Source organism: Allobosea sp. Tri-44 (genome assembly GCF_004123845.1).
In the GTDB taxonomy this organism is placed as follows: Bacteria; Pseudomonadota; Alphaproteobacteria; order Rhizobiales; family Beijerinckiaceae; genus Allobosea.
The window spans coordinates 541,310-565,505 of record NZ_NBDP01000003.1; the positions used below are offsets into that span (position 1 = coordinate 541,310).

Annotated in this window: 26 protein-coding genes; 22 read left to right on the top strand and 4 right to left on the bottom strand. The window is 66.9% G+C overall.

The window, feature by feature from the left end:
* Positions 1-69 precede the first annotated feature (69 nt).
* From B6S44_RS02705 to B6S44_RS02765, 13 genes are all read left to right on the top strand, one after another.
* Positions 70-1,659 (top strand): SPOR domain-containing protein, encoded by a 1,590-nt coding sequence (locus tag B6S44_RS02705; RefSeq protein ID WP_164985695.1) that lies wholly within the window; start codon positions 70-72, stop codon positions 1,657-1,659.
* 180 nt (positions 1,660-1,839) lie between these two features.
* Complete coding sequence (locus tag B6S44_RS02710) at positions 1,840-2,757, top strand: arginase family protein (RefSeq protein WP_129155206.1); 918 nt, start codon at positions 1,840-1,842, stop codon at positions 2,755-2,757.
* A 173-nt stretch (positions 2,758-2,930) separates the two neighbouring features.
* On the top strand, positions 2,931-4,022 hold the full coding sequence (locus tag B6S44_RS02715; protein WP_129155207.1) for a TRAP transporter substrate-binding protein: 1,092 nt from the start codon (positions 2,931-2,933) through the stop codon (positions 4,020-4,022).
* Positions 4,023-4,159: 137 nt separating this feature from the next.
* A complete protein-coding gene (gene nagZ / locus B6S44_RS02720; protein WP_129155208.1) occupies positions 4,160-5,173 on the top strand; it encodes a beta-N-acetylhexosaminidase in 1,014 nt (337 codons plus the stop codon).
* Between the two features lie 68 nt (positions 5,174-5,241).
* Positions 5,242-6,060, top strand: a complete 819-nt coding sequence (locus B6S44_RS02725; protein WP_129155209.1) for a segregation and condensation protein A — start codon at positions 5,242-5,244, stop codon at positions 6,058-6,060.
* Positions 6,061-6,067: 7 nt separating this feature from the next.
* Positions 6,068-6,754 carry an SMC-Scp complex subunit ScpB gene (gene scpB, locus B6S44_RS02730; RefSeq protein ID WP_129155210.1) on the top strand — a complete coding sequence of 229 codons (687 nt, stop codon included), beginning with the start codon at positions 6,068-6,070 and terminating at the stop codon, positions 6,752-6,754.
* Between the two features lie 65 nt (positions 6,755-6,819).
* Entirely contained in the window at positions 6,820-7,911 is a 1,092-nt protein-coding gene (locus tag B6S44_RS02735) for an ABC transporter ATP-binding protein (RefSeq protein ID WP_206735076.1), read from the top strand.
* 68 nt (positions 7,912-7,979) lie between these two features.
* Positions 7,980-8,222, top strand: a complete 243-nt coding sequence (locus B6S44_RS02740; RefSeq protein WP_129155211.1) for a twin-arginine translocase TatA/TatE family subunit — start codon at positions 7,980-7,982, stop codon at positions 8,220-8,222.
* Between the two features lie 50 nt (positions 8,223-8,272).
* On the top strand, positions 8,273-8,818 hold the full coding sequence (gene tatB / locus B6S44_RS02745) for a Sec-independent protein translocase protein TatB (protein WP_129155212.1): 546 nt from the start codon (positions 8,273-8,275) through the stop codon (positions 8,816-8,818).
* Positions 8,815-9,636 carry a twin-arginine translocase subunit TatC gene (gene tatC, locus B6S44_RS02750; RefSeq protein WP_129155213.1) on the top strand — a complete coding sequence of 274 codons (822 nt, stop codon included), beginning with the start codon at positions 8,815-8,817 and terminating at the stop codon, positions 9,634-9,636. Before tatB ends, tatC begins: the two co-directional genes overlap by 4 nt.
* A gap of 149 nt (positions 9,637-9,785) precedes the next feature.
* Positions 9,786-10,070: a GIY-YIG nuclease family protein gene (locus tag B6S44_RS02755; protein WP_465246077.1), complete on the top strand. Its 285-nt coding sequence runs from the start codon at positions 9,786-9,788 to the stop codon at positions 10,068-10,070.
* Positions 10,071-10,383: 313 nt separating this feature from the next.
* The gene (locus tag B6S44_RS02760) at positions 10,384-11,568 is read left to right on the top strand and encodes an OpgC family protein (protein WP_129155215.1); all 1,185 of its coding nucleotides are present in this window, start codon (positions 10,384-10,386) and stop codon (positions 11,566-11,568) included.
* Positions 11,505-12,335 carry an SGNH/GDSL hydrolase family protein gene (locus tag B6S44_RS02765; RefSeq protein ID WP_164985696.1) on the top strand — a complete coding sequence of 277 codons (831 nt, stop codon included), beginning with the start codon at positions 11,505-11,507 and terminating at the stop codon, positions 12,333-12,335. Before B6S44_RS02760 ends, B6S44_RS02765 begins: the two co-directional genes overlap by 64 nt.
* A gap of 186 nt (positions 12,336-12,521) precedes the next feature.
* Here B6S44_RS02765 and B6S44_RS02770 read toward each other — a convergent pair whose 3' ends face one another.
* Positions 12,522-13,415, bottom strand: a complete 894-nt coding sequence (locus tag B6S44_RS02770; RefSeq protein WP_465246084.1) for a hypothetical protein — start codon at positions 13,413-13,415, stop codon at positions 12,522-12,524.
* Between the two features lie 150 nt (positions 13,416-13,565).
* On the opposite strand from B6S44_RS02770, the gene B6S44_RS02775 reads away from it, so the two are divergent.
* The 3 genes from B6S44_RS02775 to B6S44_RS02785 are packed head-to-tail and all read left to right on the top strand — an operon-like array spanning position 13,566 to position 14,941.
* The gene (locus B6S44_RS02775) at positions 13,566-14,135 is read left to right on the top strand and encodes a nitroreductase family protein (RefSeq protein ID WP_129155218.1); all 570 of its coding nucleotides are present in this window, start codon (positions 13,566-13,568) and stop codon (positions 14,133-14,135) included.
* Between the two features lie 5 nt (positions 14,136-14,140).
* On the top strand, positions 14,141-14,749 hold the full coding sequence (locus tag B6S44_RS02780) for a flavin reductase family protein (RefSeq protein WP_129155219.1): 609 nt from the start codon (positions 14,141-14,143) through the stop codon (positions 14,747-14,749).
* 6 nt (positions 14,750-14,755) lie between these two features.
* Positions 14,756-14,941, top strand: a complete 186-nt coding sequence (locus B6S44_RS02785; RefSeq protein WP_129155220.1) for a hypothetical protein — start codon at positions 14,756-14,758, stop codon at positions 14,939-14,941.
* Positions 14,942-15,121: 180 nt separating this feature from the next.
* Here B6S44_RS02785 and B6S44_RS02790 read toward each other — a convergent pair whose 3' ends face one another.
* Both B6S44_RS02790 and B6S44_RS02795 read right to left on the bottom strand, forming a co-directional pair.
* A complete protein-coding gene (locus B6S44_RS02790) occupies positions 15,122-16,000 on the bottom strand; it encodes an HpcH/HpaI aldolase/citrate lyase family protein (RefSeq protein WP_129155221.1) in 879 nt (292 codons plus the stop codon).
* Complete coding sequence (locus B6S44_RS02795; protein WP_129155222.1) at positions 16,000-16,491, bottom strand: MaoC family dehydratase; 492 nt, start codon at positions 16,489-16,491, stop codon at positions 16,000-16,002. Before B6S44_RS02795 ends, B6S44_RS02790 begins: the two co-directional genes overlap by 1 nt.
* Positions 16,492-16,628: 137 nt before the next feature.
* Here B6S44_RS02795 and B6S44_RS02800 point away from each other — a divergent pair, with 137 nt between their 5' ends.
* The 3 genes from B6S44_RS02800 (at position 16,629) to B6S44_RS02810 (ending at position 20,796) form a co-directional block, all read left to right on the top strand.
* Positions 16,629-17,765 carry a lytic transglycosylase domain-containing protein gene (locus B6S44_RS02800; RefSeq protein ID WP_206735063.1) on the top strand — a complete coding sequence of 379 codons (1,137 nt, stop codon included), beginning with the start codon at positions 16,629-16,631 and terminating at the stop codon, positions 17,763-17,765.
* Positions 17,762-18,973, top strand: a complete 1,212-nt coding sequence (locus B6S44_RS02805) for a DUF2336 domain-containing protein (RefSeq protein ID WP_129155223.1) — start codon at positions 17,762-17,764, stop codon at positions 18,971-18,973. Before B6S44_RS02800 ends, B6S44_RS02805 begins: the two co-directional genes overlap by 4 nt.
* A 236-nt stretch (positions 18,974-19,209) precedes the next feature.
* On the top strand, positions 19,210-20,796 hold the full coding sequence (locus B6S44_RS02810) for an ABC transporter substrate-binding protein (RefSeq protein ID WP_129155224.1): 1,587 nt from the start codon (positions 19,210-19,212) through the stop codon (positions 20,794-20,796).
* Here B6S44_RS02810 and B6S44_RS02815 read toward each other — a convergent pair.
* On the bottom strand, positions 20,783-21,046 hold the full coding sequence (locus B6S44_RS02815) for a hypothetical protein (protein ID WP_129155225.1): 264 nt from the start codon (positions 21,044-21,046) through the stop codon (positions 20,783-20,785). The genes B6S44_RS02810 and B6S44_RS02815 overlap by 14 nt on opposite strands.
* A 182-nt stretch (positions 21,047-21,228) precedes the next feature.
* Between B6S44_RS02815 and B6S44_RS02820 the strand changes: the two genes are divergently transcribed.
* From B6S44_RS02820 to B6S44_RS02830, 3 genes are all read left to right on the top strand, one after another.
* Complete coding sequence (locus B6S44_RS02820; protein WP_129155226.1) at positions 21,229-22,344, top strand: M20 family metallopeptidase; 1,116 nt, start codon at positions 21,229-21,231, stop codon at positions 22,342-22,344.
* Between the two features lie 203 nt (positions 22,345-22,547).
* Positions 22,548-23,726, top strand: coding sequence for an E22 family MetX-like putative esterase (locus tag B6S44_RS02825; protein ID WP_129155227.1), 1,179 nt, complete (start codon positions 22,548-22,550; stop codon positions 23,724-23,726).
* 16 nt (positions 23,727-23,742) lie between these two features.
* The gene (locus B6S44_RS02830; RefSeq protein WP_248309436.1) at positions 23,743-24,183 is read left to right on the top strand and encodes a GNAT family N-acetyltransferase; all 441 of its coding nucleotides are present in this window, start codon (positions 23,743-23,745) and stop codon (positions 24,181-24,183) included.
* The last annotated feature ends 13 nt before the right edge of the window (positions 24,184-24,196 follow it).

Genomic DNA, 24,196 nt, shown 5'->3' on the forward strand with positions numbered 1-24,196 from the left:
TCGTCAGATTGACCGCGCTGTGGCGACGTCCTTTGATGGGTGACGGCACGCGCTGGAATGGATCAAGTCATGAGCGAGCCAGCTAGAAACCGTTTCGCCCTCGATCTCGACGATCTCGAGCGCCAGCTGCGCGGAGCGGCCCAGCCTCAGAAGCCGGGCGCCGCGAGCGACCCGCTGATGGAGCTGACGCGCCTCGTCGGCCAGGACGATCCGTTGAAGGAACTCTTCGCCGGTCGCCCCGAGCCGGTGCGCCCAGCTGCGCCGCAGCCCGCCTCCTGGGCTCGGACCGAGCCGAGCTTCCAGCCGACATTGGTCACGCCGCCGCAGGCGCCGTCGGCTTCGCCGCCGCCGGATGTGCGCGGCACGCTCGACGAATTCGAGGCGCTGCTGCGCCGGACCGAGCCCGTGCGGGCCGCGCCGGCTCAGCCGGTCGCGAAGGCGCCCGTCGCACCGGCATACGACTACGACCAGCCGGACCCGCTGCCGGTACCGTCACAGGCACAGCCCTATGCGATGCAGCATGACGCGCATCACGCCTATGTCCCCGAGCAGCCGCGCGATCTCGATGACGCTGCCGGCCAGCCGCAGGCGCAAGCCCAAGCTTACGATCACGACTATCATGCCGCCCCAAACTATGACGCCCAGTCGCAGATCGCCGAGGACGAGTCTCGCGACTTCCAGCGGCCACGCTCGCGCAAGGGGCTGCTGACGGCCGCCGCCTTGGCCGTCGTCGCGATCGGCGGTGTCGGTGCCGCCATGGTCTTTCGCGACACGCGCCCAGCGGGCGTCAACGGCCAACCGCCGGTGATCACGGCCGATACCGGCCCGTCCAAGGTCGCGCCGGTCAATCCGGGCGGCGCCGAGATCCCGAACCAGAACAAGCAGATCTACGAGCGTAGCGGCGACGCCTCGACCGACAAGACCAAGGTCGTCAGTCGCGAGGAACAGCCGGTCGATGTCCAGCAGGCGGCGCGCTCGATGGCGGCGCAGCGCCCGACGCAGACGTCGAATGGCAGCATCACGCCGACCGATACGGCGGCTGCCGCTCTGGCTCCGACCGAACCCGGCCTGATCCCGATCCCGGCCGTGCCCGGCCTTGGTGAGCCGCGCAAGGTGCGCACCGTCGCGATCCGTCCGGACGGTACCCCGGCGACCAGCAATGCAGCCGCCACGAACGGAGCAGGGCAGGGCATTGTGACCGGCTCGGCGCCGTCGAACCGCCCGGCTGCGACGCCTTCGGCGACGCCCACCCCGGCTGCACAAGCGCCCAAATCGCAGGAACGCGCGGCTGCTCCGGCGACCCCGCCGGCCTCGCAGACGCCGCCCGCCAACACGACCCGGACCGCGGCGCTGGCGCCGCAGCCGGTGCAGCCTGCTGCGCCCGCAGCGACGGCGCCGCGCACCGACCCGGCAGGCGGCTTCGTCGTGCAGCTCGGCGCGCCGGGCAGCGAGGCCGAGGCGCGCGCCACTTTCGCGGCGCTGCAGCGCAAATATTCCGATCAGCTCGGCGGCCAGAACCCGATCGTGCGCAAGACCGAGCTCGCCGGCGGCAAGACGGTCTATCGCCTGCGCGTCGGCCCGTATTCCCGCGAGGATGCGAGCTCGATGTGCTCGGCGCTGCAGGCCGCCGGCGGCCAGTGCTTCATCGCGAAGAACTGACGCACAGCCGACTTTCTCATAGACACCTGACACCGGCCGCGATCGTCGCGGCCGGTGTTTTCGTTTGGCGTAAGCACGCCTGTCGCTAGGCGATATCTCGGGCTTATCGAGGCGCTCGGTGGTAGGCAGGCTGGAGAACTCATTCATCAGCCGCGTTCACTCGATATGCCTCTCGACCCGATGTCCCGCGCCAGCGAGACCTTCCTCGGCTGCGACGCCGTCGCCTTCGACGCAGTGCCGCGCGGCGCGGTCGCCGTGATCGGCATTCCCGGCGCGACACGCTATCCGTCAGGCAGTCTGCATAGCGCCTCCGCACCGGCCGCCATTCGCCGTATGAGTGCGAAACAGGCCACGCGGCGCGGGCACTATGATTTCGATCTCGGCCGGGCGTCGGTCTGGTCGGACCAGAACCTGGTGGATTGCGGCGATATCGCTTTCGATCCGGGCGACTTCGCCGGTAATCGCGCGCGGATCGAGGCCATTTATGCGGCGTTACTGGCGCGCGGTGCTGCGCCCTTGCTGCTCGGCGGCGATGACAGCGTGCAGATTCCGGCCCTGAGAGCCTTCGCTGCACACAGCGAGATCAGCATCCTGCAGATCGATGCGCATATCGACTGGCGCGAGGAGGTCGAGGGCGAGCGCTTCGGGCTGTCCAGCACAATGCGGCGCGCCTCCGAATTCGCCGGCGTCAAGGCGATGGTGCAGGTCGGCGCCCGCGGTATCGGCAGCGCGCGCGAAAGCGATGTGAGCGAGGCGCGCGCCGCCGGGGCGCAACTCATCGATATGCGCACGCTCAGGGAGAAGGGGACCGGCTATGCGGTCCAATGCTTGCCGGCGGGCCGGCCGGTCGTGGTCTGCCTGGATGTCGACGGCCTCGATCCGTCGGTGGTGCCGGGCGTGCTCGGCCGGGCGCCCGGCGGCCTCGGCTATGGTGATCTCGTCGACCTCCTGAACGGCGTCGCGGCGCGCGCGCCGATCATCGGCTTCAACATCGTCGAGTTCGTCCCCGAGGAGGACCTCGGCGGCCTCGGTGCGCGGACGGTCTGCCGACTGGCCATGCTCGGGGCCGGCCTGCTTGCTGGCGGCGCAGGCGGCTGAACCGCATCCTCCTGCCGCTGTGCAGGAATCCCGGATTGCTCCCGCTATCCGGACATGCACGCGTTGCGGGGCCGTGACTGGAGCCCGGTCAGCGCGTGGTTTAGCTTCGCCCCCGAGTCAGCGGCCTAGTCCCGTCAAAAAAAGCCGAAGGCCTGCACATGAGAGGAAACACCATGGACCGCCGCAAGCTTCTCAAGACCTCGGCCGTCGGAGCCGCTGCCGCGACCATCGCCGCGCCGGCGATCGCGCAGACCAATCCGAAGATCAATTGGCGCCTGACCTCGAGCTATCCGAAGAGCCTGGACACGCTGTTCGGCATCTCGACCCAGGTCGCCAAGCGCGTGGCCGAGGCGACCGACGGCCAGTTCCAGATCCAGACCTTCGCCGCCGGCGAGATCGTGCCGGCGCTGCAGGCGCTCGATGCGGTGCAGAACGGCACGGTCGAATGCAGCCACACGCTGTCGAGCTTCTATATCGGCAAGGACACCGCCTTTGCCTTCGAGACCTCGCTGCCCTTCGGCCTCAACACGCGCCAGCAGAACGCCTGGCTCTATCAGGGGGGCGGCCTCGAGCTCTGCCGCGACCTGATGAAGAAGTTCGGCGTGCACACGATTCCCTCGGGCAACACTGGCGCCCAGATGGGCGGCTGGTTCCGGAAGGAAATCAAGAGCGTCGCCGACCTCCAGGGCCTGAAATTCCGCATCGCGGGCCTCGGCGGCCAGATCATGGCCAAGCTCGGCGTGGTGCCGCAGACGCTCGGCGGCGGCGACATTTACCCGGCGCTGGAGCGTGGCACGATCGACGCGGCCGAGTTCTCCGGCCCCTATGATGACGAGAAGCTCGGCTTCGTGAAGGTGGCGAAGTACTATTACTACCCCGGCTTCTGGGAAGGCTGCGCCAATGTCAGCTTCATCGCCAACAGCGAGAAGTGGGCCGGCCTGCCGGCGCATTACCGCGCCATTGTCGAGGCGGCCTGCGCCGAGGCGAACGCGCTTTGCATGGCGAAATACGACCATGGCAATCCCGATGCGCTGCTGCGCCTGATCGCCGGTGGCGCGGAGCTGCGCGCCTTCCCGCAGGACGTGATGCAGGCGGCATTCAAGGAAGCCTTCGCTCTCTACGCCGACCAGGCGGCGAAGAACCCGGCCTTCAAGACGCTGTGGGATTCCTTCCTGCCATACTGGAAGAAGGAACAGCTCTGGTTCCGCGTCGCCGAATTGCCCTTCGACGCCTTCAACGCGCAGGCGTCGCAGTCGCTGCGATAGGCTTTCCCGTCATTGCGAGCGAAGCGAAGCAATCCAGATCGTAGAGCTCTGCGGCCCCTGGATTGCTTCGTCGGCTTCGCCTCCTCGCAGTGACGGGAAACAATGCTCATCATCGCCGAATCGGCGATAACCGCTCCATGATCTCGCGCGCCTTCATCGCCGGCTGCCTCGGCACGAGCCTTACTGCCGACGAGCGGGCGTTCTTCCGCGACGCCCGGCCCTGGGGCTTCATCCTGTTCAAGCGCAATACGCAGGACCCGGCGCAAGTGGCTGCGCTGACAGCTCAGATGCATGACTGCGTCGGCTGGCAGGCGCCGATCCTGATCGACCAGGAAGGCGGCCGGGTCCAGCGCATGGGGCCGCCGCATTGGCCGCCCTATCCGCCGGCGCTGGCCTTCCTCGCGATCAACGACCCCATCCAGCAGCGCGAGATCGTCAGGCTCTCGGCGCGCTTGATGGCGCATGACCTGAAGAGCGTCGGCATCGATGTCGACTGCCTGCCGGTGCTCGACGTGCCGATCGCCGGCAGCCACGACGTGATCGGCAACCGCGCCTATGCACGGGATCCGGCCATGGTGGCGACGCTTGGCCGGGCCGCCGCGGAGGGGCTTCTGGCCGGCGGCGTGCTGCCGGTGATCAAGCACATGCCTGGCCATGGCCGGGCCAAGGCGGACAGTCATCACGACTTGCCGGTGGTCGAGGCTGGTATCGACGAGTTGCGCGCCCATGATTTCCGGCCGTTCCGCCATCTCGCCGACATGCCGCTGGCGATGACGGCCCACGTCGTCTTCACCGCGCTCGATAAGCGTCGTCCGGCGACGGTCTCGCGCAAGATCGTGCGCGAGATCATGCGTGGCGAGCTCGGCTATGACGGGTTGATCATGACCGACGACATCTCGATGAAGGCGCTCTCCGGCTCGTTCGAGGACAAGGCGAGGGCGGCGATCCGGGCCGGCGTCGATGTGGTACTGCACTGCCATGGCATCATGGAGGAGATGGTCGCGGTCGCTGGCGCCGTCCCGGAGATGAACGGCCAGCGGGCGCGCCGCGCCGCGATGGCGCTGGCGCGCATAAGGCACGAGCCCGAGCCGCTCGACATCGAGGCTACGCGGGCACAACTCGCGAGCGCTCTTGCCATGGGCGGCAGATAAGCTGATTCTATCCTCGGGGTTGCGGCCTCGCCAAAAGGGCGGGGCAGGACATGGGGATAAGGCCATCGATGGCCGCTGAGCTGCCATTCCAGGAGGACGGCACGTCGGAGCGCGCGAGCGGGGAACCGGCGTTCGTGATCGATGTCGACGGCTATGAAGGGCCGCTCGACCTGCTCCTCGATCTCGCCCGCCGTCAGAAGGTCGATCTCGCCCGCATCTCGATCCTGGCGCTGGCGGAGCAATATCTCGTCTTCGTCGAGAAGGCGCGGGAGCTGCGGCTCGAACTCGCCGCCGACTATCTCGTCATGGCGGCCTGGCTCGCCTATCTGAAGTCGCGCCTGCTGCTGCCCGAACCGCCCAAGGGCGAGGAGCCGAGCGCGGCCGATCTCGCCACCGCGCTGGCGCTGCGCCTGAAGCGGCTGGAGACGATCCGCGCCGCGGCGCAGCGGCTCGCCACCCGCGAGCGGCTCGGCCGCGATGTTTTCGCCCGCGGCGCGCCGGAGGTGATCGCCTTCGAGGGGCGGCCGGTCTGGGAGGCCGAGCTCTACGACCTGCTGGCTGCTTATGCGCAGCAGCGCCAGAAGCGCATCCGCCAGCCGATGAGCGTCGGCCAGCGCCAGGTTCTTTCGTTGGCCGAGGCGCGCGAGGCACTGGCGCGGCTGGTCGGCGAAGCCGGCGAATGGACCGCGATCGACGGCTATCTCACCCGCTATATGAGCAGCCACGGGCTACCGACAGAGACGATGGCGGCGACGGTGAGGGCGTCATCGCTCTCGGCCATGCTGGAAATGGTGCGCGAGGGCGTGCTCGATTTGCGTCAGGATGGCGCTTTCGCGCCGCTCTACGTCCGCCGCCGCTCGGCGCGGCCGCCGACGCTCGACCTGTGAGGCGCTGATGGCCGTGGCCGAAGCCGAGCGCGAGGACGAGGAAGCATGGGATGCTGACGAGGCGCTGGCGCGCGCCTGCCGCATCGTCGAGGCGCTGTTGTTCGCCTCGGTGCAGCCACTCTCGGCCGAAGATCTGGCGAAATCGCTGCCGGCGAACGTGCCGATCGAGCGGGTGATCGCCGAGCTGGAGCAGAGCTACGCCATGCGCGGCGTCACGCTGCATCGCGTCGCCGGCGGCTATGCCTTCCGCACTGCGCCCGATCTCGCCTATCTGCTGGCACCCGAAGCCGAGCCGCCGCGCAAGCTCTCGCGCGCCGCATTGGAGACGCTCGCCATCATCGCCTACCACCAACCGGTGACGCGGGCCGAGATCGAGGAGATCCGCGGCGTCGCCACCGCCAAGGGCACGCTCGACATCCTGCTCGAAGCAGGCTGGGTGCGCCTGCGCGGCCGCAGGCGCTCGCCGGGGCGACCGGTGACCTTCGGCACGACGCCGGCCTTCCTCGACCATTTCGGACTCGACCGGATCGACGACCTACCGGGGCTGGAGGAATTGAAGGGCGCCGGCTTCATCGAAGGGCGCCTGGCCAAGGACCTCACCGTGCCGGTGCCGGACGACGATCCCAGCCTGCATGACGACGAGGACCCGCTCGGCGACCTGTTCACGCCGCTTGACGATGGCGACGCCAGCTAGCACAGCGCAGGCGATCGAGCCCGTCGGGCCGGCAGGAGAACGACTTGGCTCGAACCGAAAGCAAGATGCGTTGGCTGGGATGGGGACGGCGCGGCACGGCCGGCGCCGCCATCCCGATGGCGCTCGGCTTCGACGGCGTCACGCAGCGATTCGGCGCGGTGACGGCGCTGGACGAGGTCTCGCTCAGTGTCGCGCCCGGCGAAATCGTCGCGCTGCTCGGCCATTCCGGCTGCGGCAAGACGACGCTGCTGCGGCTCGCCGCCGGGGTCGAGCGGCCGAGTTCGGGCCGTGTCTTGCTCGAAGGGCGAGACGTGTCCTCGCCTGGCAGCTTCGTCGAGCCGGAGGCGAGGGGGGTCGGCTTGGTCTTCCAGGACTACGCGCTCTTCCCGCATCTTTCGGTGCGCGAGAACGTCCGCTTCGGCCTGCGTGGCTATGGCAATGCCGAGGCCGACGCGACGGCCCTGCGTGCCATCGCCCGCGTCGGCCTCGCCGACCTCGCCGAAGCCTATCCGCACATGCTCTCCGGCGGCGAGCAGCAGCGCGTCGCCCTGGCAAGGGCGGTGGCGCCGCGCCCCGGCGTGCTCCTGATGGACGAGCCCTTTTCCAATCTCGACCGACGCCTGCGCGATGCGGTGCGGGACGAGACGATGGCGCTGCTCCAGGAGATCGGCGCGACCTCGATCATCGTGACGCACGATCCCGAGGATGCGATGCGTGTCGCCGACCGGATCGTGCTGATGCAGCAGGGCCGCATCGTCCAGTCCGGCACGGGCGAGGAGCTCTACCGCCGCCCCGCCAGCCTCTTTGCCGCCCGATTTTTCTGCGATCTTACCGAAATCGAGGCGATCGTCCGCAACGGCGCCGTCGACACGCCGCTGGGGCGCTTTCCCGCGCCAGGGCTCGCCGACGGGGCGGCTGCGGTGCTCGCGATCCGGCCGCAGGCGATCAGGCTGGTGCCGAAGGGGTTCTGCCTGCCTGCGCGGGTGGTGACGCGGCGCTTCCTCGGCGAGATCGACCATCTCGAACTGGCGGTCGAAGGCTTGGACAAGCCCTTGATGGCACGTCTGGCCTTGCGCGGCGCGGTCGTCGAGGGCGAGGACATCGGTATCGATATTACGATGGACGAAGTCCTTGTGTTCCCTGTAGGGGACACCTAGTTTCCGGCACAAGCATCTGGCCCTTCGGGACAAGTCGGGCCGCGCGTTCAATTCGGAGGAGTACCGCCATGGGTGGCGTCAGTATCTGGCACTGGATCGTCGTCGGCGTCATCGTCATGCTGCTGTTCGGCCGTGGCAAGGTGTCCGAACTGATGGGCGACGTCGCCAAGGGCATCAAGTCGTTCAAGAAGGGCATGGCCGAGGACGAGACCCCGCCGGCGGCCGCGCAGCAGCCGGCCGATCCCAAGGTGATCGACCAGACGGCCCAGACTGCGAGCCCGCAGCCGGCCAAGGCCGAGACCAAGGCCTGAGTCCGCGCCGCTCTGGCGGCGCATGAGGTTTCCTGAAGGACCGGCCGTCGATGTTCGACATCGCCTGGAGCGAAATGCTGCTGATCGGGGGCGTTGCGCTCGTCGTTATCGGCCCCAAGGATCTGCCTGGGGCGCTGCGCGCCGCCGGGCAGGCGATCGGCAAGATTCGGCGCATGGCCGCCGAATTCCAGGGGCAGTTCAACGACGCGATGCGCGAGGCCGAGCTGACAGACCTGAAGAAGCAGGTCGAGGATATCGGCAATTCGGTGCAGGCTTCGACCAATTTCGATCCGATCGAGCCGATGAAGGACTTCGGCGCCGCCGACGCCTCGAAGCCGGCGGCGGCCGACGACAAGGCCGTGAAGGACGCCGAGGCGATGCTGGCCGCGCTGCCTGCGCCCGATCTGCCGGGCCCTGTCAGCATCGAGCCGGCGCCCGTTGCCGAGCCCGAACCGGAGGAAAAGCCGAAGCGCCGACGCAAGGCTGCCACGACCGAAGAGCCGGCTGAGGTGGCTGTGGTCGAGGAAGCCCCGGTCAAGCCCGTCCGCAAACGCAAGGCCAAGGCGGCCGAGGTCGAGGGCGGAGAGACGGCATGAGCGTCGTCGAGGCCAATACCGATCCGAAGCGTGCGGGCGAGGATGAGATCGAGGCGTCGCGCGCGCCGCTGATCGACCATCTGATCGAGTTGCGCTCGCGGCTGATCAAATCGCTGATCGCCTTCCTGATCATGTTCTTCATCTGCTTCGCCTTCGCGACGCAGATCTATAACATCCTCGTCCAGCCCTATATCTGGGCGGCGGGGCCGGGCGCGAACGTGCAGCTGATCTACACCGCGCCGCTCGAATATCTTTTCACCCAGATCAAGATCGCGGCTTTCGGCGCCGGCTTCTTCGCCTTCCCGGTGATCGCGACGCAGATCTACAAATTCGTGGCGCCTGGGCTCTACAAGAACGAGCGTCAAGCCTTCGCGCCCTATCTGGCGGCGACGCCGATCTTCTTCCTGCTCGGCGCGGCGATGGTGTTCTTCTTCGCCATGCCGGTGCTGATGAAGTTCTCGATCGGCATGCAACAGGCGGCGACCGACGGGCAGGCCGGCATCGCGCTGCTGCCCAAGGTCAGCGAGTACCTCTCGCTGATCATGACGCTGATCTTCGCCTTCGGCATCTCCTTCCAGCTGCCGGTCGTGCTGACCCTGCTCGGCCAGGCGGGAATCATCGACGCGCAGTTCCTGAAGGACAAGCGCCGCTACGCCATCGTCTTCGTCTTCGTCATCGCCGCGGTGCTGACCCCGCCTGACGTGATCTCGCAGCTGATGCTCGCGATCCCGATGCTGCTGCTCTACGAGCTCTCGGTGTTCTCGGTGCGCCATGTCGAGAAGAAGCGCGATGCGGCGAAGGCGGCCGAAGAGGCCTGAGCTTTGGGCGCTGTCAGCTAAATCTGCGCCGTCATTCCGGCCGAAGCGAAGCGGAGCGCCGGAATCCATCGTAGGGCCTAGCTGCTCTATGATGGATTCAGGAGCTGCGCTGCTCCGCAGCTTGTCCGGAATGACGGTGGAGAGGCTTGGTGTGGATCTACATCATGGCCAGCGGTTGGAATGGGACGCTCTATGTCGGCGTGACGAACAGCCTGTCTCGTCGTGTCGCCGAACACCGCGAGGGGCGAGGTTCCGGATTCGCGCGAAAGTATGGGGTGACGCATCTGGTCTATGCCGAGCGTTTTGAACGCGCGGACGAGGTGATCGCGCAGGAAAAGCGCATGAAGAAATGGGCTCGCGAACGGAAGATCGCCTTGATCGAGGCCGCCAATCCAACGTGGCGCGACCTCCACGACACGATCCATCTGGATTGAGCCGCATCCTCCTGCCCGTCATTCCGGATGAAAGCGGCGAAGATGCAGGCGCCTAGCGCAGCTCCGCCGCTCGCTCAGCTCATGCCATCACTCGTTCAATAGCGATGCAATCCGTCACAGGCCGTTGAAGCCAATGACGGATCGCCGGGTCGCGCACGCAACGGCGTCGGCGAACCGCAGCCTCTCCATACGGCAGTGCACAGGCTTGTGATCCGCATCTGCGGAGCCTTGCTGGCAACACAATGTTAAGATGAACCGCAGATGAACAAATGTGCAGCTACCTCTTCCGGGCTGCGCATGAGGAGCGGTTCGAGTGAGCGGATTCTGGCGCCTGGTGCTGTTCGGAAAAGGGCCCCGCGACGCGGCCTCGCCCGGCCGCGACCTGCGCATCGACGTGATCCGCGGCCTGATCCTGCTCGTCATCTTCGTCAATCACATGCCGGGCAACATCGTCTCCTCGGCGATGCCGCATAATTACGGCTTCTCCGACGCGGCCGACGTCTTCGTGCTGCTCGCCGGCGTCTCTGCCGCTTTCGCCTATGGCAGGCTGATCGACCAGCGCGGGCTCCTCGTCGGCTCGCTCAAGGTGGGGGCGCGGATCTGGACGCTCTACATCGCGCATCTGGCGCTGTTCGTGCTGGTCTGCGGCATCGTCGCGACGGCGGTGGTGCGCACCCAGAACGCGCTCTATGTCGAGGCGATCAACATCCAACCCTTCTTCAGCGACACGCAGGCGGCAATCGTCAACGCGCTCGGCCTCGTCTACCAGCCCTACTATCTCGACATCCTGCCGCTTTATATCGTGCTGCTGGCGCTGTTTCCGCTGATCTACATCGCAGCCCGCACCAGCCCGCTCGCGACGCTGCTCGTCTCCTTCGCAATCTGGCAAGGCGCTACCCATGCCGGGCTTAACCTGCCGAACCATCCGGGCGAGGGCGGCTGGTTCTTCAACCCGTTCGCCTGGCAGATGCTCTTCACGCTCGGTGTGGTGATCGGCCGCCTCGGCATCGTCGGCGCCGCCCTGCCGAAGCTGGTCCTCGTCGATCTTGCGGCTGCGGCCGTCATCCTTTTCGCGGTGGTGGTGAAGCTGTCCTCCGGCAACCCGTTCGGCATCGCGCTCTTGAACGACTGGATCGAGAGCCTGCAGATCGGCACCGACAAGACCAATCTCGCCTGGCCCCGCGTCGCGCATCTGGCTGCGCTGGCCTGGCTCGTGCTGCGCTTCCTAAAGCCCGATGCGAGCCTGCTCAAGGGGATGGTTGGCAGGAGACTGGCCTCGCTCGGGCGGCATTCGCTCGAGGTCTTCTGCGCCGGAATCGTTCTGGCGATCATCGGCCAGATCATCCTTGCGGAGACGTCTTTCGCTCTTTTGATGCAATTGATCGTGAACCTGAGCGGGATTACCATCCTGATCGGGCTAGGAACATTTCTCTCGTGGTACAAGTCGCTTACGGCACGCGCCGCCAGCGCCCCTCGCGAGCAGGCCGCTACGGCCTGAGCGCCTTTCTTCTGATCCTGGCGTCGGCCCTGCCGGCATTTGCCGGGCCCAAGCCGCTTGCCCAAGCAGTGGATGGGCGCTGTCGGGCCGGCGCAGCCCAGCATCCTTTCAAGCCGTCGCTATCGGCGGCGAAGCGCGCCCTTACCGAAACCAATAGGCTCACCATCGTCGCGCTCGGCTCGTCCAGCACCGCCGGGACGGGTGCGAGCGATGCCGATCGCAGCTACCCTGCCGTGCTGGAGGCCGAGTTGCGCCGGCGCCTGCCGGGGCGCGAGATCAAGGTCGTGAACCTCGGCGTCGGCGGCCAGTCGGCCTATGAGATGTACCTGCGACTCGAAGGCGAGGTCATTCCCGAGAAGCCGGCGCTGGTGATCTGGCAGACGGCGGTGAACGACGCCATTCGCGATATCGGCGAGGAGAAGCTGGCGAAGATCCTGCGCAAGGGCGCCCACAGGCTGCAGGAGGCCGGGATCGACCTCGTGCTGATGGACATGCCCTGGCTCCTGCGCGAGGGCCGCTATCCCAAATATGACGACTACCGGGCCGTGCTGGCGAAGACGGCGAGCGAGAGCGGCGTTTCGGTCTTTCCGCGCTATGCCATGATGAAGAGCTGGTCGGGCTCGAAGCAGTTCAGCGAGGAGGAGATCGTCGGCATGGACGGGCTCCAGGTGGTCGAGGCCGGTTATCGCTGCTTCGGAATTCGTCTGGCCGACGGCATCGTCAGTGAGCTCACCGGCGGGCGCGAGCCCGGCAAGCCGATAAATTGAGCTGTGGTGAGGTAAACCCTGTCATTCCGGGGCAAGCCGAAGGCCTGAGCCCGGAACCCATGAACACGACGATGCCGGACGAAACGCCGTCGCCGAATAAATGAACTCTTCCGGAAACGACGGGGCGCGTCGTGATCATGGATTCTGGGCTCGCTGCTGCGCAGCGCCCCGGAGAGACGGTATTGCTCAGCGTGCGATCACCTCGATATCGCGATCGCGTCCGGCCTCGACCTTGAAGTCGCGCGAGAAGACCTGGCCTTCCTGCCGGGCGATCAGCACATAGTCGCCCTCGGACAGGATCACCTGCGGGAAAGCGCCGATCGCCTCGCGGATGACGTCGCCGCCGGGCGTGAGCACGCTGAAGGCGGTGCCGGCGAAGGCCTCGCCACCGGGGCCGGCGACCAGCTTGAGCGTCACCTGCGCCGCGCGGTGGTGCAGCGTCGCCTGGGTGACCTGGCCGGATTCGACCCGGACATCGGAGCGCTGGATGGCGTTCGAGTCACCATAGGTCGAGACGATGTGATAGGTGCCCTCCGGCAGGCGGATCAGCTCGCCGGACTTGACGTTGGAAGCGACGAGGCGGCCCTCGGAGTTGCCCTGCAGCGGCACGAACACCGAGAAATTGAGCTGGGCCGGCGCGATTGGGGTCTCACCGATCGAGCCGGCGAGCGAGAGCGCTCCGGCGCTGATGCTGAGCTTGTCGCTCAGCCCCTGCGCGCCGAGCGTGATGCGCTTTGTGGCGCTGGCAAAACCATAGGCGGCGTGCAGCAGATAGATGCCGGGATCGAGCGCGAAGCTGGGCTCGGCCTCGTTCGAACGGGCGACGATCCGCGGCGGCGAGCCGTCGAAGGACTCCGACAGCACGCGCCAGACCAGGCCCGAGCGGATCGGCTTGCGGTTTCCGGCGAACTGGGCGCTGAGGGCAAGCATCGCCTGGCCGGCGCGTGGGCCGAGGGCGGGGGGCGGCGGCGAGCCTGGCGTGGTGGCGGATGTCGCGGCGCCCGGCGTCTGGGCAAGGGCGGGCGACGCGGCGAGCACGGCGGCGAGCAGCGTGATGCTGACCTTGGCCATGGTCATCATCTGAATTTGAAACTTGTCGTGTTGAAACATGCGCTGTGCCGTCATCGTCCCTGCGCCAGGGAAGGAGCAGGTTCGCTTGTCCTCATCATGGCGAAACCTTAACTGGGAGACCATCACCCGCCGCCGCTGCGCCAGCTCTTCGGAATGTTCATGACCGACACGCTCTCCCTGCTCAAGCTCCGCCGCTCGGTGCCGCCGCAATTTCTCACCAGCCCCGGGCCGGATGACGCTCAGCTGAGCGAGATCCTGACGGTGGCGGCGCGCGTGCCGGATCATGGCAAGCTCGCGCCCTGGCGCTTCATCGTCTTCGCCGGCGCCGCCAAGGAGAAAGCGGCGGAGGTCGTCGCCAGCGTCTTCAAGGAGCGCAATCCGCAGGCCGACGAGGACAAGGTGGCGTTCGAGCGCAAGCGCCTGCTCCATGCCCCGGTCGTCATCGCCGTCGTCTCGCGGGCCCGCAAGCACGAAAAGATCCCGGAATGGGAGCAGGAGCTCTCGGCCGGCGCGGTCTGCATGAACATGCTGATCGCCGGCGAGGCGCTCGGCTTCAACGGCTCCTGGCTGACCAACTGGTTCGCCTTCGACCGCAAGGTGCTGGATGCCTTCGGGCTCGAAGCGGACGAGCGCATCGCCGGCTTCGTTCATCTCGGCAAGGCCGACGGCCGCCCGGCCGATCGCGAGCGGCCTGACCTTGCCGCGATCGTCAGCCGGTTCGGAGCGTGAACGCCATGTATTATACCGATGGCGGTCGCGACCTCGACTTCAAGCACGACCCGTTCAAGGCGATCGTGGCGCCGCGGCCGATCGGCTGGATCAGCGCGGTCAACGCGAAGGGCGAGGTCAATCTCTCGCCCTACAGCTTCTTCAACGCGGTCTCAGCGCGGCCGAACATCGTGATGTTCTCCTCCGAGAACAAGAAGGATGCGGTCGCCTTCATCGAGGAGACCGGCGAGTTCACCTGCAGCCTGGTCACCAGGGCGCTTGACCAGCAGATGAACCTGACCTCGGCGCCGTTGCCGCGCGGGGAAAGCGAATACGGCCATGCCGGTCTCGAGATGGCACCATCGCGCGTCGTCAGGCCGCCACGGGTCGCGGCGAGCCCGGCCGCGCTCGAATGCAAGCTCCTGTCGATCCAGCAGGTCAGGGACATAGAAGGCAATGACGTGCCGCACTGGATCGTGTTCGGCCAGGTCGTCGCGGGTTATATCGACAGGGCCTTCATCCGCGACGGGCGCTTCGATACGGCCGGCGCCAACCCGATCGCTCGATGTGGTTACAGCGACTATGCCGAGGTCAGCGAGCTGTTCTCGATCATTCGGCCGCCGGGGGGCGGCTAACCTGGCATGGCAACGCCGCCGGACGACGAGCCGGACGAACAATGGCGGATGACCGTGAACCTGCTGGCCGTCATCGCCGTGCTGGTGATGATCGGCGCCGGCTTCTGGCTCCTGCGCGAACTCAACGCCGCCAAGAAAGCGCAGGAGTGCCTCGCCACCGCGGCGCGGCATCAATGCCGGCAGCTCAAATAGCTGGGGCCGCTTCCCCGTCATGGTCGGGCTTGTCCCGACCATTCACGTCTTCGCTTCGCCGATCGTCTGCGGTGGTCGAGACGTGGATGCTCGCCACAAGGGCGAGCATGACGAGCTGGAAGAACGTCGCGGTCGGGGCGGTGTCAAAAAACCCGAATCAGCCGAATCGCTTGCGTCCAATCATTGACGCAATCTGTCAGCCCTCGCTTTCAGCCGGCGGGCGCGCATCAGATGCGGCCGGTCGAGCATCTCGCCGTCGAGCCCGATGACGCCGAGATTGGGATTGGCGTCGAACAGCTTGATGATCGCCTCGGCCCGGGCCAGCGCTTCGGGCGAAGGCGAGAAGACCTCGTTGATCACCGGCACCTGTGCCGGGTGGATCGCCATCTTGCCTGTGAAGCCATCGCGCCGTCCTGCGATACATTCGGCACGCAGGGCCGCTTCGTCGCGAAAGGCGGTGAAGACGGTGTCGATCGCGTCGACCTGCGCTGCCGCGGCAGCAAAGAGCAGGAGTGAGCGGGCCATACGATAGGGATCGGCATAGGAACCGTCCTCGAGCCGATTGGTTTCGGCGGCGAGATCGGCCGATAGATCTTCCGCACCCCAGGTCAGGCCGGAGAGTCGGTGGCTGGCGCCGGCATAGCTGCCGAGGCCGAAGATGCCCTTTCCGGTCTCGGTCGCAATCGCGATGATCTTGGTCGCACCGTCGGGCAGATCGTACTCGGCCTCGCGCACGGCGATATGCGCGGCGAGATGGCTGAGATCGGAGCCGCCCTCGGATTTGGGCAGCATGATCGCGTCGGGCCCGCTTTGCATGACGACGTCGAGGTCAGCCGCGGTCATGCCCGTGATCAGCGCGTTGACGCGGACGATCAGGCGTGGGCGCCGCGGCAAGGCCGCGACCTCCTTCAGGAAATCACGGGCGAGTTCGCGCGCTGCCGGCTTGGCGTCGAGCGAGACGGAATCCTCTAGATCGAGGATCAGCGCGTCGGCGCCGCTTTCGAGACCCTTTTGCAACTTCTTCTGGTTGTCGGCGGGGACGAAGAGAAGCGAGCGCATCAGGCCTGTCCTCCGGTCGGGCGCTTTTTCATGAAGGCCTGGCGGCGGCACTGGGCCACCAGCGTGCCGTCCTGCTTATAGGCGCGGTGGTGGAAGTCGACGATGCCGGCATCCGGCCGGGACTTCGATTCGCGCTTGGCGACGATCTCGGTGACGCAGTTCACCGTGTCGCCCTCGAAAAGCGGGGCCGGGAAGGTGACGTCGGTCATGCCGAGATTGCCGATGGTGGTGCCGACGGTGGTGTCGTTGACCGAGATGCCGATCATCAGGCCGAGCGTGAACAGCGAGTTCATCAGCGGCTTGCCCCATTCGGTCTCGGTCGCGCAGAAATGCGCGTCGATGTGCAGTGGCTGCGGATTCAGCGTCATGTTGGAGAACAGCATGTTGTCCATCTGCGTGACCGTGCGGGTCAGCCGATGCTCGATCGAGGCGCCGATCTCGAAATCCTCGAAATAGAGCCCGCCTCGCTTATGCCGCATCGCTTCCGCCATCGTCTTGCTCCTGTGGCACTTTTTCGGTTCCGAGCCGGGTCCGGCGAGCACCCGTTTTAACGGTTCGCTTACCATAACCGGTCCAGTCTCTTCAGGTGCTCCGGTCCGCTTGGAACGGCAGCGGCCCGAGTGACCTCATGTTCCTTTTCAGCACGCCGACCGCCCGCGAGACAACGCCTGCCAATCCGGTCGTCAATGCGATCAAGGAAGGCGCCGACAAGACCGGCGTCGGCTTCGACTATCTCCTCAAGACGGCGCAACGGGAATCGGCGCTCGCCCCGGATGCGAAGGCGCGCACCTCGAGCGCGACCGGCCTGTTCCAGTTCATCGAGCAGACCTGGCTGTCGATGATGCGCCAGGAAGGTCCGAAGCAGGGAATGGCCAACTATGCCGGTGCGATCAGCGAGGATGGCAGCGGCCGCCTGACGGTCGCCGACCCGGCTTTGCGCGAGAAGATCCTGCAATTGCGTACCGATCCGCATGTCGCGACCGTGATGGCCGGCGCGCTGACGCAGAAGAATGCCGAGCAGCTCGGCCAGGCGCTCGGGCGCCAGCCGCAGGCGGGCGAGCTCTACATGGCCCATGTGCTGGGTGCGCGCGGCGCCGCCGACCTGATCCGAACCGTCGGGAGCGATCCGACGCGCGCCGCGTCCCGCGACTTCCCGGACGCAGCGGCGGCGAATCGCTCGATCTTCTTCGACAAGGGCGGCAGGGCGCGTAGCGCACAAGAAGTCTACGGCCTGCTCGCCGCGAGCCACGCCAATACCCAGGTCGCGGCCACCACCGGCGCGATGCTGGCGCAGGCCCGGCCGACCGGCGCGGCCACGACGGCAACAGCCTATGCTGCGGAGCCCCCGGTCGCGCCGATCGCCGCCGCTCTCGCGCCGGGCCGGGCAAAAGGGCTGATCGGCCTGTTCTCGACCGAGGGGCCGCGCACGCCTGTCTCGAAGGCTGTCGCCAATCTCTGGACCACGCCACGTAGCGGCAACACGTCCCGCACCACCGATGACGATCCGGCGACCCGCTATTTCCCGCGCGTTAGCTCGGCGGCGAGCGAGGGCAGTCCCTCATCCGCCGGTAAGGTCGCCAAAGTGGAGAGCACAGTCAGTTCGACCGCTCCGGCCAGCGCCATGTCTCCGTTGCCACCATCGCGACCGCGTGATCTTGCCGTGGCGGATACGCAGACCGCTTCTAGCGAAGCGCTCACGCCCCGCAAACCACGGCGCGGCCCGCTCGATCTCAGCCAGTTCATGCTCCATGGGAGGCGCGGATGATCGTCCGCCGCTTCCTGCTCTGGGCCCGCACCGCTCCGGCCGAGGCGCGAGCGAAAGGCGCTGCCGCTCTGGCCGGTGCCTATCTGCGCTCGGCAATGTCGGCCGAGGACAGGCGCGAGGCCGAGACGGCGCTGATTTCGCTTGTCGACGATCCTTCGCCGCTGGTGCGACGCGCACTCGCCGAGGAACTCGCGGCCGCGCCGCAGGCGCCGCGCAATGTGGTGCTCGGCCTGATCGCCGAGCAGAGCGATATCGCCGCTCTGCTGCTGGCGCAGTCGCCGGTGCTGACCGAGGCCGACCTGGTCGATGCCGCCGCGATCGGCAACGGGCTGGCGCAGCGCGCGATCGCGCAGCGGCCGTGGTTGTCGGCCGGCATCTGTGCTGCGCTCGGCGAGGTTGGGGTCGAGGAAGCGCTGGTCGCGCTGCTCGCCAATCCGACGGCCGAGATCCCGGATTTCTCGCTGGAACGCATCTTCGAGCGCGCAGGCGAGGTTGGCGCCGTGCGCGAGGCCATGCTGGCGCGCGACGATCTTCCGGCAGGCCTACGTCAGGCGATCGCGGCCAAGGTCTCCGATGCACTTGCCGCCTTCGTCTCCGGCTGCGGTTGGCTCACCGAGGAACGCAGCGCGCGCCTCGCCCGCGAATCGACCGAGCGTGTTGCCGTCGCACTCGCTGCCGGCGGCGAGGCGAGCGACGCCCCGGCTATCGTCGATTGCCTGCGCGAGAATGGCCGGCTGACTGCCGGCGTGATCCTGCGCTCGCTTCTGAGCAATGAACCGGCTTTGGCAGAAGCTGCCTTCGCCGCGCTCTCCGGCCTGCCGCTCAACCGCGTCCGCGCGCTGCTCTGGGACCGGCGCGGGGCCGGCCTCAAGGCGCTCTATCGCAAGGCGGCAATGCCGGAGGCCCTGCTGCCGGCCTTTGCCGCCACCGTGGATGCACTCAAGCAGGCTGGTCCAGGCCAGCGGGGCGCGGGCGGTATCGATCGCGATCTGCTGGTGCACGTCCTGATCGCCTGCGAGGGCCTGGAAGGCCCGCAGGCCAATGCGCTGATGGCGCTGCTGCGCCGGCTCGATGCGGAAGCCGCGCGCGACGAAGCGCGGATGCTGGCCGATTCGCTCGCCGACGACGCGGCGCTGGCGCTGCTGATCGAGGCTGATCCGGACTTTCTGGTCGAACTCGACCTGGACGACTTGCGCGACGCGGCCTGAACGAGCCGCAGGTTCGTGCGCGGCCGGCTTGACCGGCCGCTGGCATGCTGATTGCCTGAGCGCTGCCGTATCGCCAGGGCTTCACCATCCCGGATCGACGCCCTGTTGCCAGAGCCGGATCCGATCAGGTTGTTCCAACCTGATCGGTGAATCCGTCTCTTCCTTTTGGTTTGGAGACCGTTTTGCCGATCGGCTTGCGGTGCAAGCTGATCGGAACGGGCTCCAGGGAGCCTGAAATGCCGACACGTCGCGCTTTCATCGCAGGCACGGCTGCCGCCTTTGCGGTCAGCAAACCCAATATCGGCCGTGGCGCCGACAAGAACGTGATCAAGTTCGTGCCGCAGGGCGATCTTGCCGTGGTTGACCCGATCTGGACGACGGCGACCGTCACCCGCAACCACGCCTTCCTCGCCTATGACACGCTGTTCGGCCAGGACGAGAGCTACAAGGCCCAGCCGCAAATGGCGGAGGGTGCGCTTGCCGAGGCCGACGGCAAGACGTGGACGATCAAGCTGCGCGAGGGCCTGACATTTCATGACGGCACGCCGGTTCTGGCGAAGGATTGCGTCGCCAGCCTGAGCCGCTGGGGCAAGCGCGATTCCTTCGGCCAGACGCTGATGGCGCAGACCGACGAGCTCGTCGCTGTCGACGACAAGACCCTGCGCTTCCGGCTGAAGAAGTCGTTCCCGCTGCTGCCGGATGCGCTCGCCAAGATGACAGCCTCGGTGCCGGTGATCATGCCGGAGCGCCTGGCCAGGACCGAGGCGACGACGCAGGTCACCGAGGTGATCGGCAGCGGGCCGTTCCGCTTCATCGCGAGCGAGCGGCAGTCGGGCAGCCGGGCGGTCTACGAGAAATTCGCCGGTTACGTGCCGCGGAGCGACGGCAGACCCGGCCGCACCGCCGGGCCGAAGATCGTCCATGTCGAGCGGATCGAGTGGCACACGCTGCCGGACCCGGCGACAGCGGCGGCGGCGCTGCAGAGCGGCGAGATCGATTGGGTCGAACAGCCCTTGCCCGACATCCTGCCGCTGCTGGCGAAGGATCCCAGGCTGGAGGTCGCGATCAAGGAGACGACCGGTTCGATCGCGATCATGCGGATGAACCATCTGCATCCGCCCTTCGACAATCCGGCGATCCGCCGCGCCGTGCTGATGGCGATCGACCAGGCCGAGTTCATGGAGGCGGTCGGTGGCCCCGACAAGGAGCTCTGGCGCACCGGCGTCGGCCTGTTCCCGCCCGGCACTCCGATGGCGAACGATGCCGGCATGGAGGTGCTGAACGGCCCGCGCGACATCGGCAAGGTCAAGCAGGCGCTGGCGGCGGCCGGCTACAAGGGCGAGAAGGTCGTGCTGCTCGGCGTCACCGATCTCGCCAATCTCAAGGCCGAATGCGAAGTCGGCGCCGAGATGCTGAAGCGCATCGGCATGAACGTCGACTACCAGGTGATGGACTGGGGCGCGGTGGTGACGCGTCGGGCCAACAAGGAGCCGCCGGGCAATGGCGGCTGGAATTGCTTCTTCACCGGCTGGAACGGCATCGACATCCTTGATCCGGTCGGCCACATCTCGCTGCGTGGCAATGGCGCCGCGGCCTGGCCGGGCTGGCCGGTGGCGCCTAAGATCGAGGCGCTGCGCGAGGCCTGGATGGAGGCTGCCGACCTTCCGGCCAAGCAAAAGATTGCCGCCGAGCTGCAGAAGCAGGCCTTCGAGGACGTGCCTTACGCCCCGCTCGGCCAGTATTTCCAGCCGACGGCCTTCAGCCGCAAGCTCACGGGCGTGCTGCCGAGCTTCCCGACCTTCTGGAACGTCAAACGCGTCTAGCGACGGCGGCCCTCGCGAGGAGGGCGCCGAGCAGCAGGCAGCCCGCCCGCAGCCAGGCCGCCAGGGCCTGGCGGCCGAGTTCCGGCATGGGCTGGGCCGCCGGAGGCGGCAGGCCGAGCGAACGCAGGAGCTGGTCGGCGAGGAGCGCGAGCACGAGGACCGCGGCGAAGCCGGCGAACGCCGCCACGAGGCTGCGCAGCCAATACAGGGCCGGCAGTATGGCAATGGCGGGGGCGGCGGGCGGGCGCATCGTCTGGTCCTCGGCGGGTTCGCTTCGAGGACGGACGAGGATCGGCGCTGCCGACAGCAGGCTGAAACTTTTTTAAGGCGCCGGGCCTGCAGGGCAGCTAGGCGCCTTTCGACATGGACAAAGCCGGCGAATTGACCAATGTCCTGTTATCGCCACGCTTTCCTGCGAAAACCCTCCCCATCATGACCATTCACGATCCTGCCGTCCCCGCGCTCTCCGTCTGGGTTGCGCTGGAGAGCCCCACCCATCACGTGCCCGGCGTCAACGGCATGATGGACCTCGTCGCCCGGGAGGTCGAAGGCCTGCCGATTGCTGTCGAGCGCGTTCCCGGCCGCGATGGGCTCGGCGACAATCTGATCCTGCGCGCCGGCGTCCGGAACGGCGAGAAGGCACTGGCACTGATGTCGCATCTCGACACGGTCCACCCGGTCGGCACCAGCGCCAGGGATTTGCCGGTGCGGGTCGAGGGCGACCGGCTCTATGGTCCCGGCGTCTACGACATGAAGGGCGGTGCCTGGCTGGCACTGCAGGCCTTCAAGGATGCCGCCAAGTCCGGCACAGTGCAGCGGCCGCTGGTCTTCCTGTTCACGCCGGACGAGGAGATCGGCTCGCCGACCTCGCGCGCCCTGATCGAGGATATCGGCCGCGAAGCGATGGCGGTGCTGGTGACCGAGCCGGCGCGCGAGGGTGGCAAGATCGTCACCGCGCGCAAGGGCGTCGGCCGCTTCGAGGTCAAGCTCGAGGGGCGGCCGGCACATTCCGGCTCGCGCCATGCCGATGGGCGCAACGCCATCCGCGAGGCGGCGCACCAGATCCTCGCCATCGAGGGCATGACCGACTATTCGCGCGGCATCACCACCACGGTCGCGCTGGTCGGCGGCGGCACGGCCGCCAATGTCATCCCGCAGCACGCCTGGTTCAGCGTCGACTGCCGCGTCACCTCGGTGGCCGACGGCGTCGCCATGCAAGAGCGCATCCTCGGTCTGAAGGCCCATGATCCGGATGTGAAGCTCAGCATCACCGGCGGGATGAACCGGCCGCCCTACGAGAAATCGCCGGAGGTCGCGGCACTCTATGAGCAGGCGCGGGCTGTGGCGGCCGGGCTCGGCTTCGATCTGCAGGACTGTCCGATGACCGGCGGCGGCTCGGACGGCAACTTCACCGCGGCGCTCGGCATTCCGACGCTGGACGGGCTCGGCATCGACGGCGACGGCGCCCACACCTTGCAGGAATATGCGCTGATCTCCTCGATCGCGCCGCGCCGGGCGCTGATCAAGGGGTTGTTGGAGACGCTGTGAGAAAAACTTGGCGTCATGCTCGGGCTTGACCCACGCATCTCAGGCCGGGTGAGGCTCCAACCGGTGCTTCCTCGTCATGAGGTTCTCGGGTCTGCGCTCCGCTCCGCCCGAGAATGACGGCAAGCTGCCTCTTCCGTTAGCCGGACAAATCCGCTCTGATCCGTTCCCAAGGCCGTGCGACGGCCGGAGCGGAGGAGTGCGGCATGAAGGCTTGGATCGCGGGAGTGCTCGGTGTCGTTGGCGTGATGGTGACGGGAATGGCGCAGGCGCAGGATCTGATCGTCGAGAAGAAGGTCTTCGACCTGCCGAGTTACACCACGCAAAGCGGGCGGACGCTGAAGAACGTCAAGGTCGGCTGGGAGAGCTACGGCACGCTCAATGCCGACAAATCCAATGCGATCCTGATCTGTCATTTCTTCTCGGGCAATTCGCACGCCGCCGGCAAATACGCGGTTGCCGATGCCGCGCCGGGCTATTGGGATGCGATCATCGGCCCCGGCAAGGCGATCGACACCAACAAGTATTTCGTCATCGCCTCCGACACGCTGGTCAATCTCAACACCGGCGACCCGAAGACCACCACGACCGGCCCGGCCTCAATCGATCCCGATACCAGCAAGCCGTATGCCCTCGATTTCCCGGTCGTAACAATCGGCGATTTCGTCAATGTCCAGAAGGCCTTGGTCGAGAGTCTTGGAATCAAGAAGCTGGTCATGGTCGCCGGCCCCTCGATGGGGGCGCTGCAGACCTATGAATGGGCAGCGAGCCATCCCGAGATGGTCGGCAAGGCGATGGCGGTGATCGGCGCGGCGGAAGCGGACGCGCAGCTCATCGCCTGGCTCGACGTCTGGGCAGCGCCGATCCTGGTCGATCCGAACTGGAACAAGGGCGATTATTACGGCAAGACGCCGCCCAATGCCGGTCTCGCCAAGGCGCTGACGGTGGTGACGCTGCAGGCCAACCATGGCGACTGGACCAACGGCACCTTCGGTCGCCGCCCGGCCAAGGAGGGTGAGGAGCCGGCCAAGGCGCTCGGCAACAAGTTCCAGGTCCAGAGCATTTTGGACAATGCCGGCGAGGCGCGCGCCAAGGTCTCGGATGCCAATCACTTCCTCTATCTGGTCAAGGCGAACCAGCTCTACGCCGCCGGCGGCAAGTCGCTCGCCGATGCGATGAGCCGGATCAAGGCGCCGCTGTTGATCGTCAATCAGCCCAAGGACCTGGTCTTCCCGGACGAGATGATCCAGCGCACCGTCGCCGAGGCGAAGAAGGCGGGCCGCGATGTGACCCATGTCACGATCCAGGGCACGCGCGGCCATCTCGACGGGGTGATCTCGATGAAGCAGGCCGAAGGGGCGGTGAAGGCGTTCGTGGAGAAGTGAGGAGCATCGCTTGAGCGTGCCGGTCGTCTCGCTGCGGGAGATCACAGCCGAGACCGTGCGCGCGATTTGCGAGCTCGAGCCGCATCGGGCGCAAGACGGCTTCGTCGCGCCCAATGCGGTCTCGATCGCGCAGGCTCATTTCAACTCGGCAGCTGTGTTTCGGGCGGTTTATGCCGACGAGGCGCCGGTCGGCTTCATCATGTGGCGGCCCGGGGACGACGGCGCGAGCTGCTTCCTCTGGCGCTTCATGATCGACAAGCATCACCAGGGCAAAGGCTATGGGCGAGAGACAATCGCGCTCTGGTTGAAAAGCCTTCCGTCGCAAGGGTACGAGCTCGCGCGGCTAAGTTATCTGCCCGGTGATGGCGGGCCGCACGGCTTCTATCTGGCGCAGGGTTTCCGCGATACGGGCGAGACCCGCGCCAATGGCGAAAGGCTGATGGAACTGGCGCTGTAGAAGGTGGACCGCC

Bases quoted from the DNA above. Each gene is read 5' to 3' on its own strand.
- B6S44_RS02775 (WP_129155218.1), top strand. From the start codon at position 13,566: ATGACCGACACGCTCTCCCTGCTCAAGCTCCGCCGCTCGGTGCCGCCG.
- tatB (WP_129155212.1), top strand. From the start codon at position 8,273: ATGTTCGACATCGCCTGGAGCGAAATGCTGCTGATCGGGGGCGTTGCG.
- B6S44_RS02785 (WP_129155220.1), top strand. From the start codon at position 14,756: ATGGCAACGCCGCCGGACGACGAGCCGGACGAACAATGGCGGATGACC.
- B6S44_RS02735 (WP_206735076.1), top strand. From the start codon at position 6,820: ATGCGTTGGCTGGGATGGGGACGGCGCGGCACGGCCGGCGCCGCCATC.
- nagZ (WP_129155208.1), top strand. From the start codon at position 4,160: ATGATCTCGCGCGCCTTCATCGCCGGCTGCCTCGGCACGAGCCTTACT.
- B6S44_RS02715 (WP_129155207.1), top strand. From the start codon at position 2,931: ATGGACCGCCGCAAGCTTCTCAAGACCTCGGCCGTCGGAGCCGCTGCC.
- B6S44_RS02810 (WP_129155224.1), top strand. From the start codon at position 19,210: ATGCCGACACGTCGCGCTTTCATCGCAGGCACGGCTGCCGCCTTTGCG.
- tatC (WP_129155213.1), top strand. From the start codon at position 8,815: ATGAGCGTCGTCGAGGCCAATACCGATCCGAAGCGTGCGGGCGAGGAT.
- B6S44_RS02710 (WP_129155206.1), top strand. From the start codon at position 1,840: ATGTCCCGCGCCAGCGAGACCTTCCTCGGCTGCGACGCCGTCGCCTTC.
- B6S44_RS02800 (WP_206735063.1), top strand. From the start codon at position 16,629: ATGTTCCTTTTCAGCACGCCGACCGCCCGCGAGACAACGCCTGCCAAT.
- B6S44_RS02825 (WP_129155227.1), top strand. From the start codon at position 22,548: ATGAAGGCTTGGATCGCGGGAGTGCTCGGTGTCGTTGGCGTGATGGTG.
- B6S44_RS02815 (WP_129155225.1), bottom strand. From the start codon at position 21,046: ATGCGCCCGCCCGCCGCCCCCGCCATTGCCATACTGCCGGCCCTGTAT.
- B6S44_RS02705 (WP_164985695.1), top strand. From the start codon at position 70: ATGAGCGAGCCAGCTAGAAACCGTTTCGCCCTCGATCTCGACGATCTC.
- B6S44_RS02780 (WP_129155219.1), top strand. From the start codon at position 14,141: ATGTATTATACCGATGGCGGTCGCGACCTCGACTTCAAGCACGACCCG.
- B6S44_RS02740 (WP_129155211.1), top strand. From the start codon at position 7,980: ATGGGTGGCGTCAGTATCTGGCACTGGATCGTCGTCGGCGTCATCGTC.
- B6S44_RS02795 (WP_129155222.1), bottom strand. From the start codon at position 16,491: ATGGCGGAAGCGATGCGGCATAAGCGAGGCGGGCTCTATTTCGAGGAT.
- B6S44_RS02770 (WP_465246084.1), bottom strand. From the start codon at position 13,415: ATGATGACCATGGCCAAGGTCAGCATCACGCTGCTCGCCGCCGTGCTC.
- scpB (WP_129155210.1), top strand. From the start codon at position 6,068: ATGGCCGTGGCCGAAGCCGAGCGCGAGGACGAGGAAGCATGGGATGCT.
- B6S44_RS02805 (WP_129155223.1), top strand. From the start codon at position 17,762: ATGATCGTCCGCCGCTTCCTGCTCTGGGCCCGCACCGCTCCGGCCGAG.
- B6S44_RS02790 (WP_129155221.1), bottom strand. From the start codon at position 16,000: ATGCGCTCGCTTCTCTTCGTCCCCGCCGACAACCAGAAGAAGTTGCAA.
- B6S44_RS02820 (WP_129155226.1), top strand. From the start codon at position 21,229: ATGACCATTCACGATCCTGCCGTCCCCGCGCTCTCCGTCTGGGTTGCG.
- B6S44_RS02725 (WP_129155209.1), top strand. From the start codon at position 5,242: ATGGCCGCTGAGCTGCCATTCCAGGAGGACGGCACGTCGGAGCGCGCG.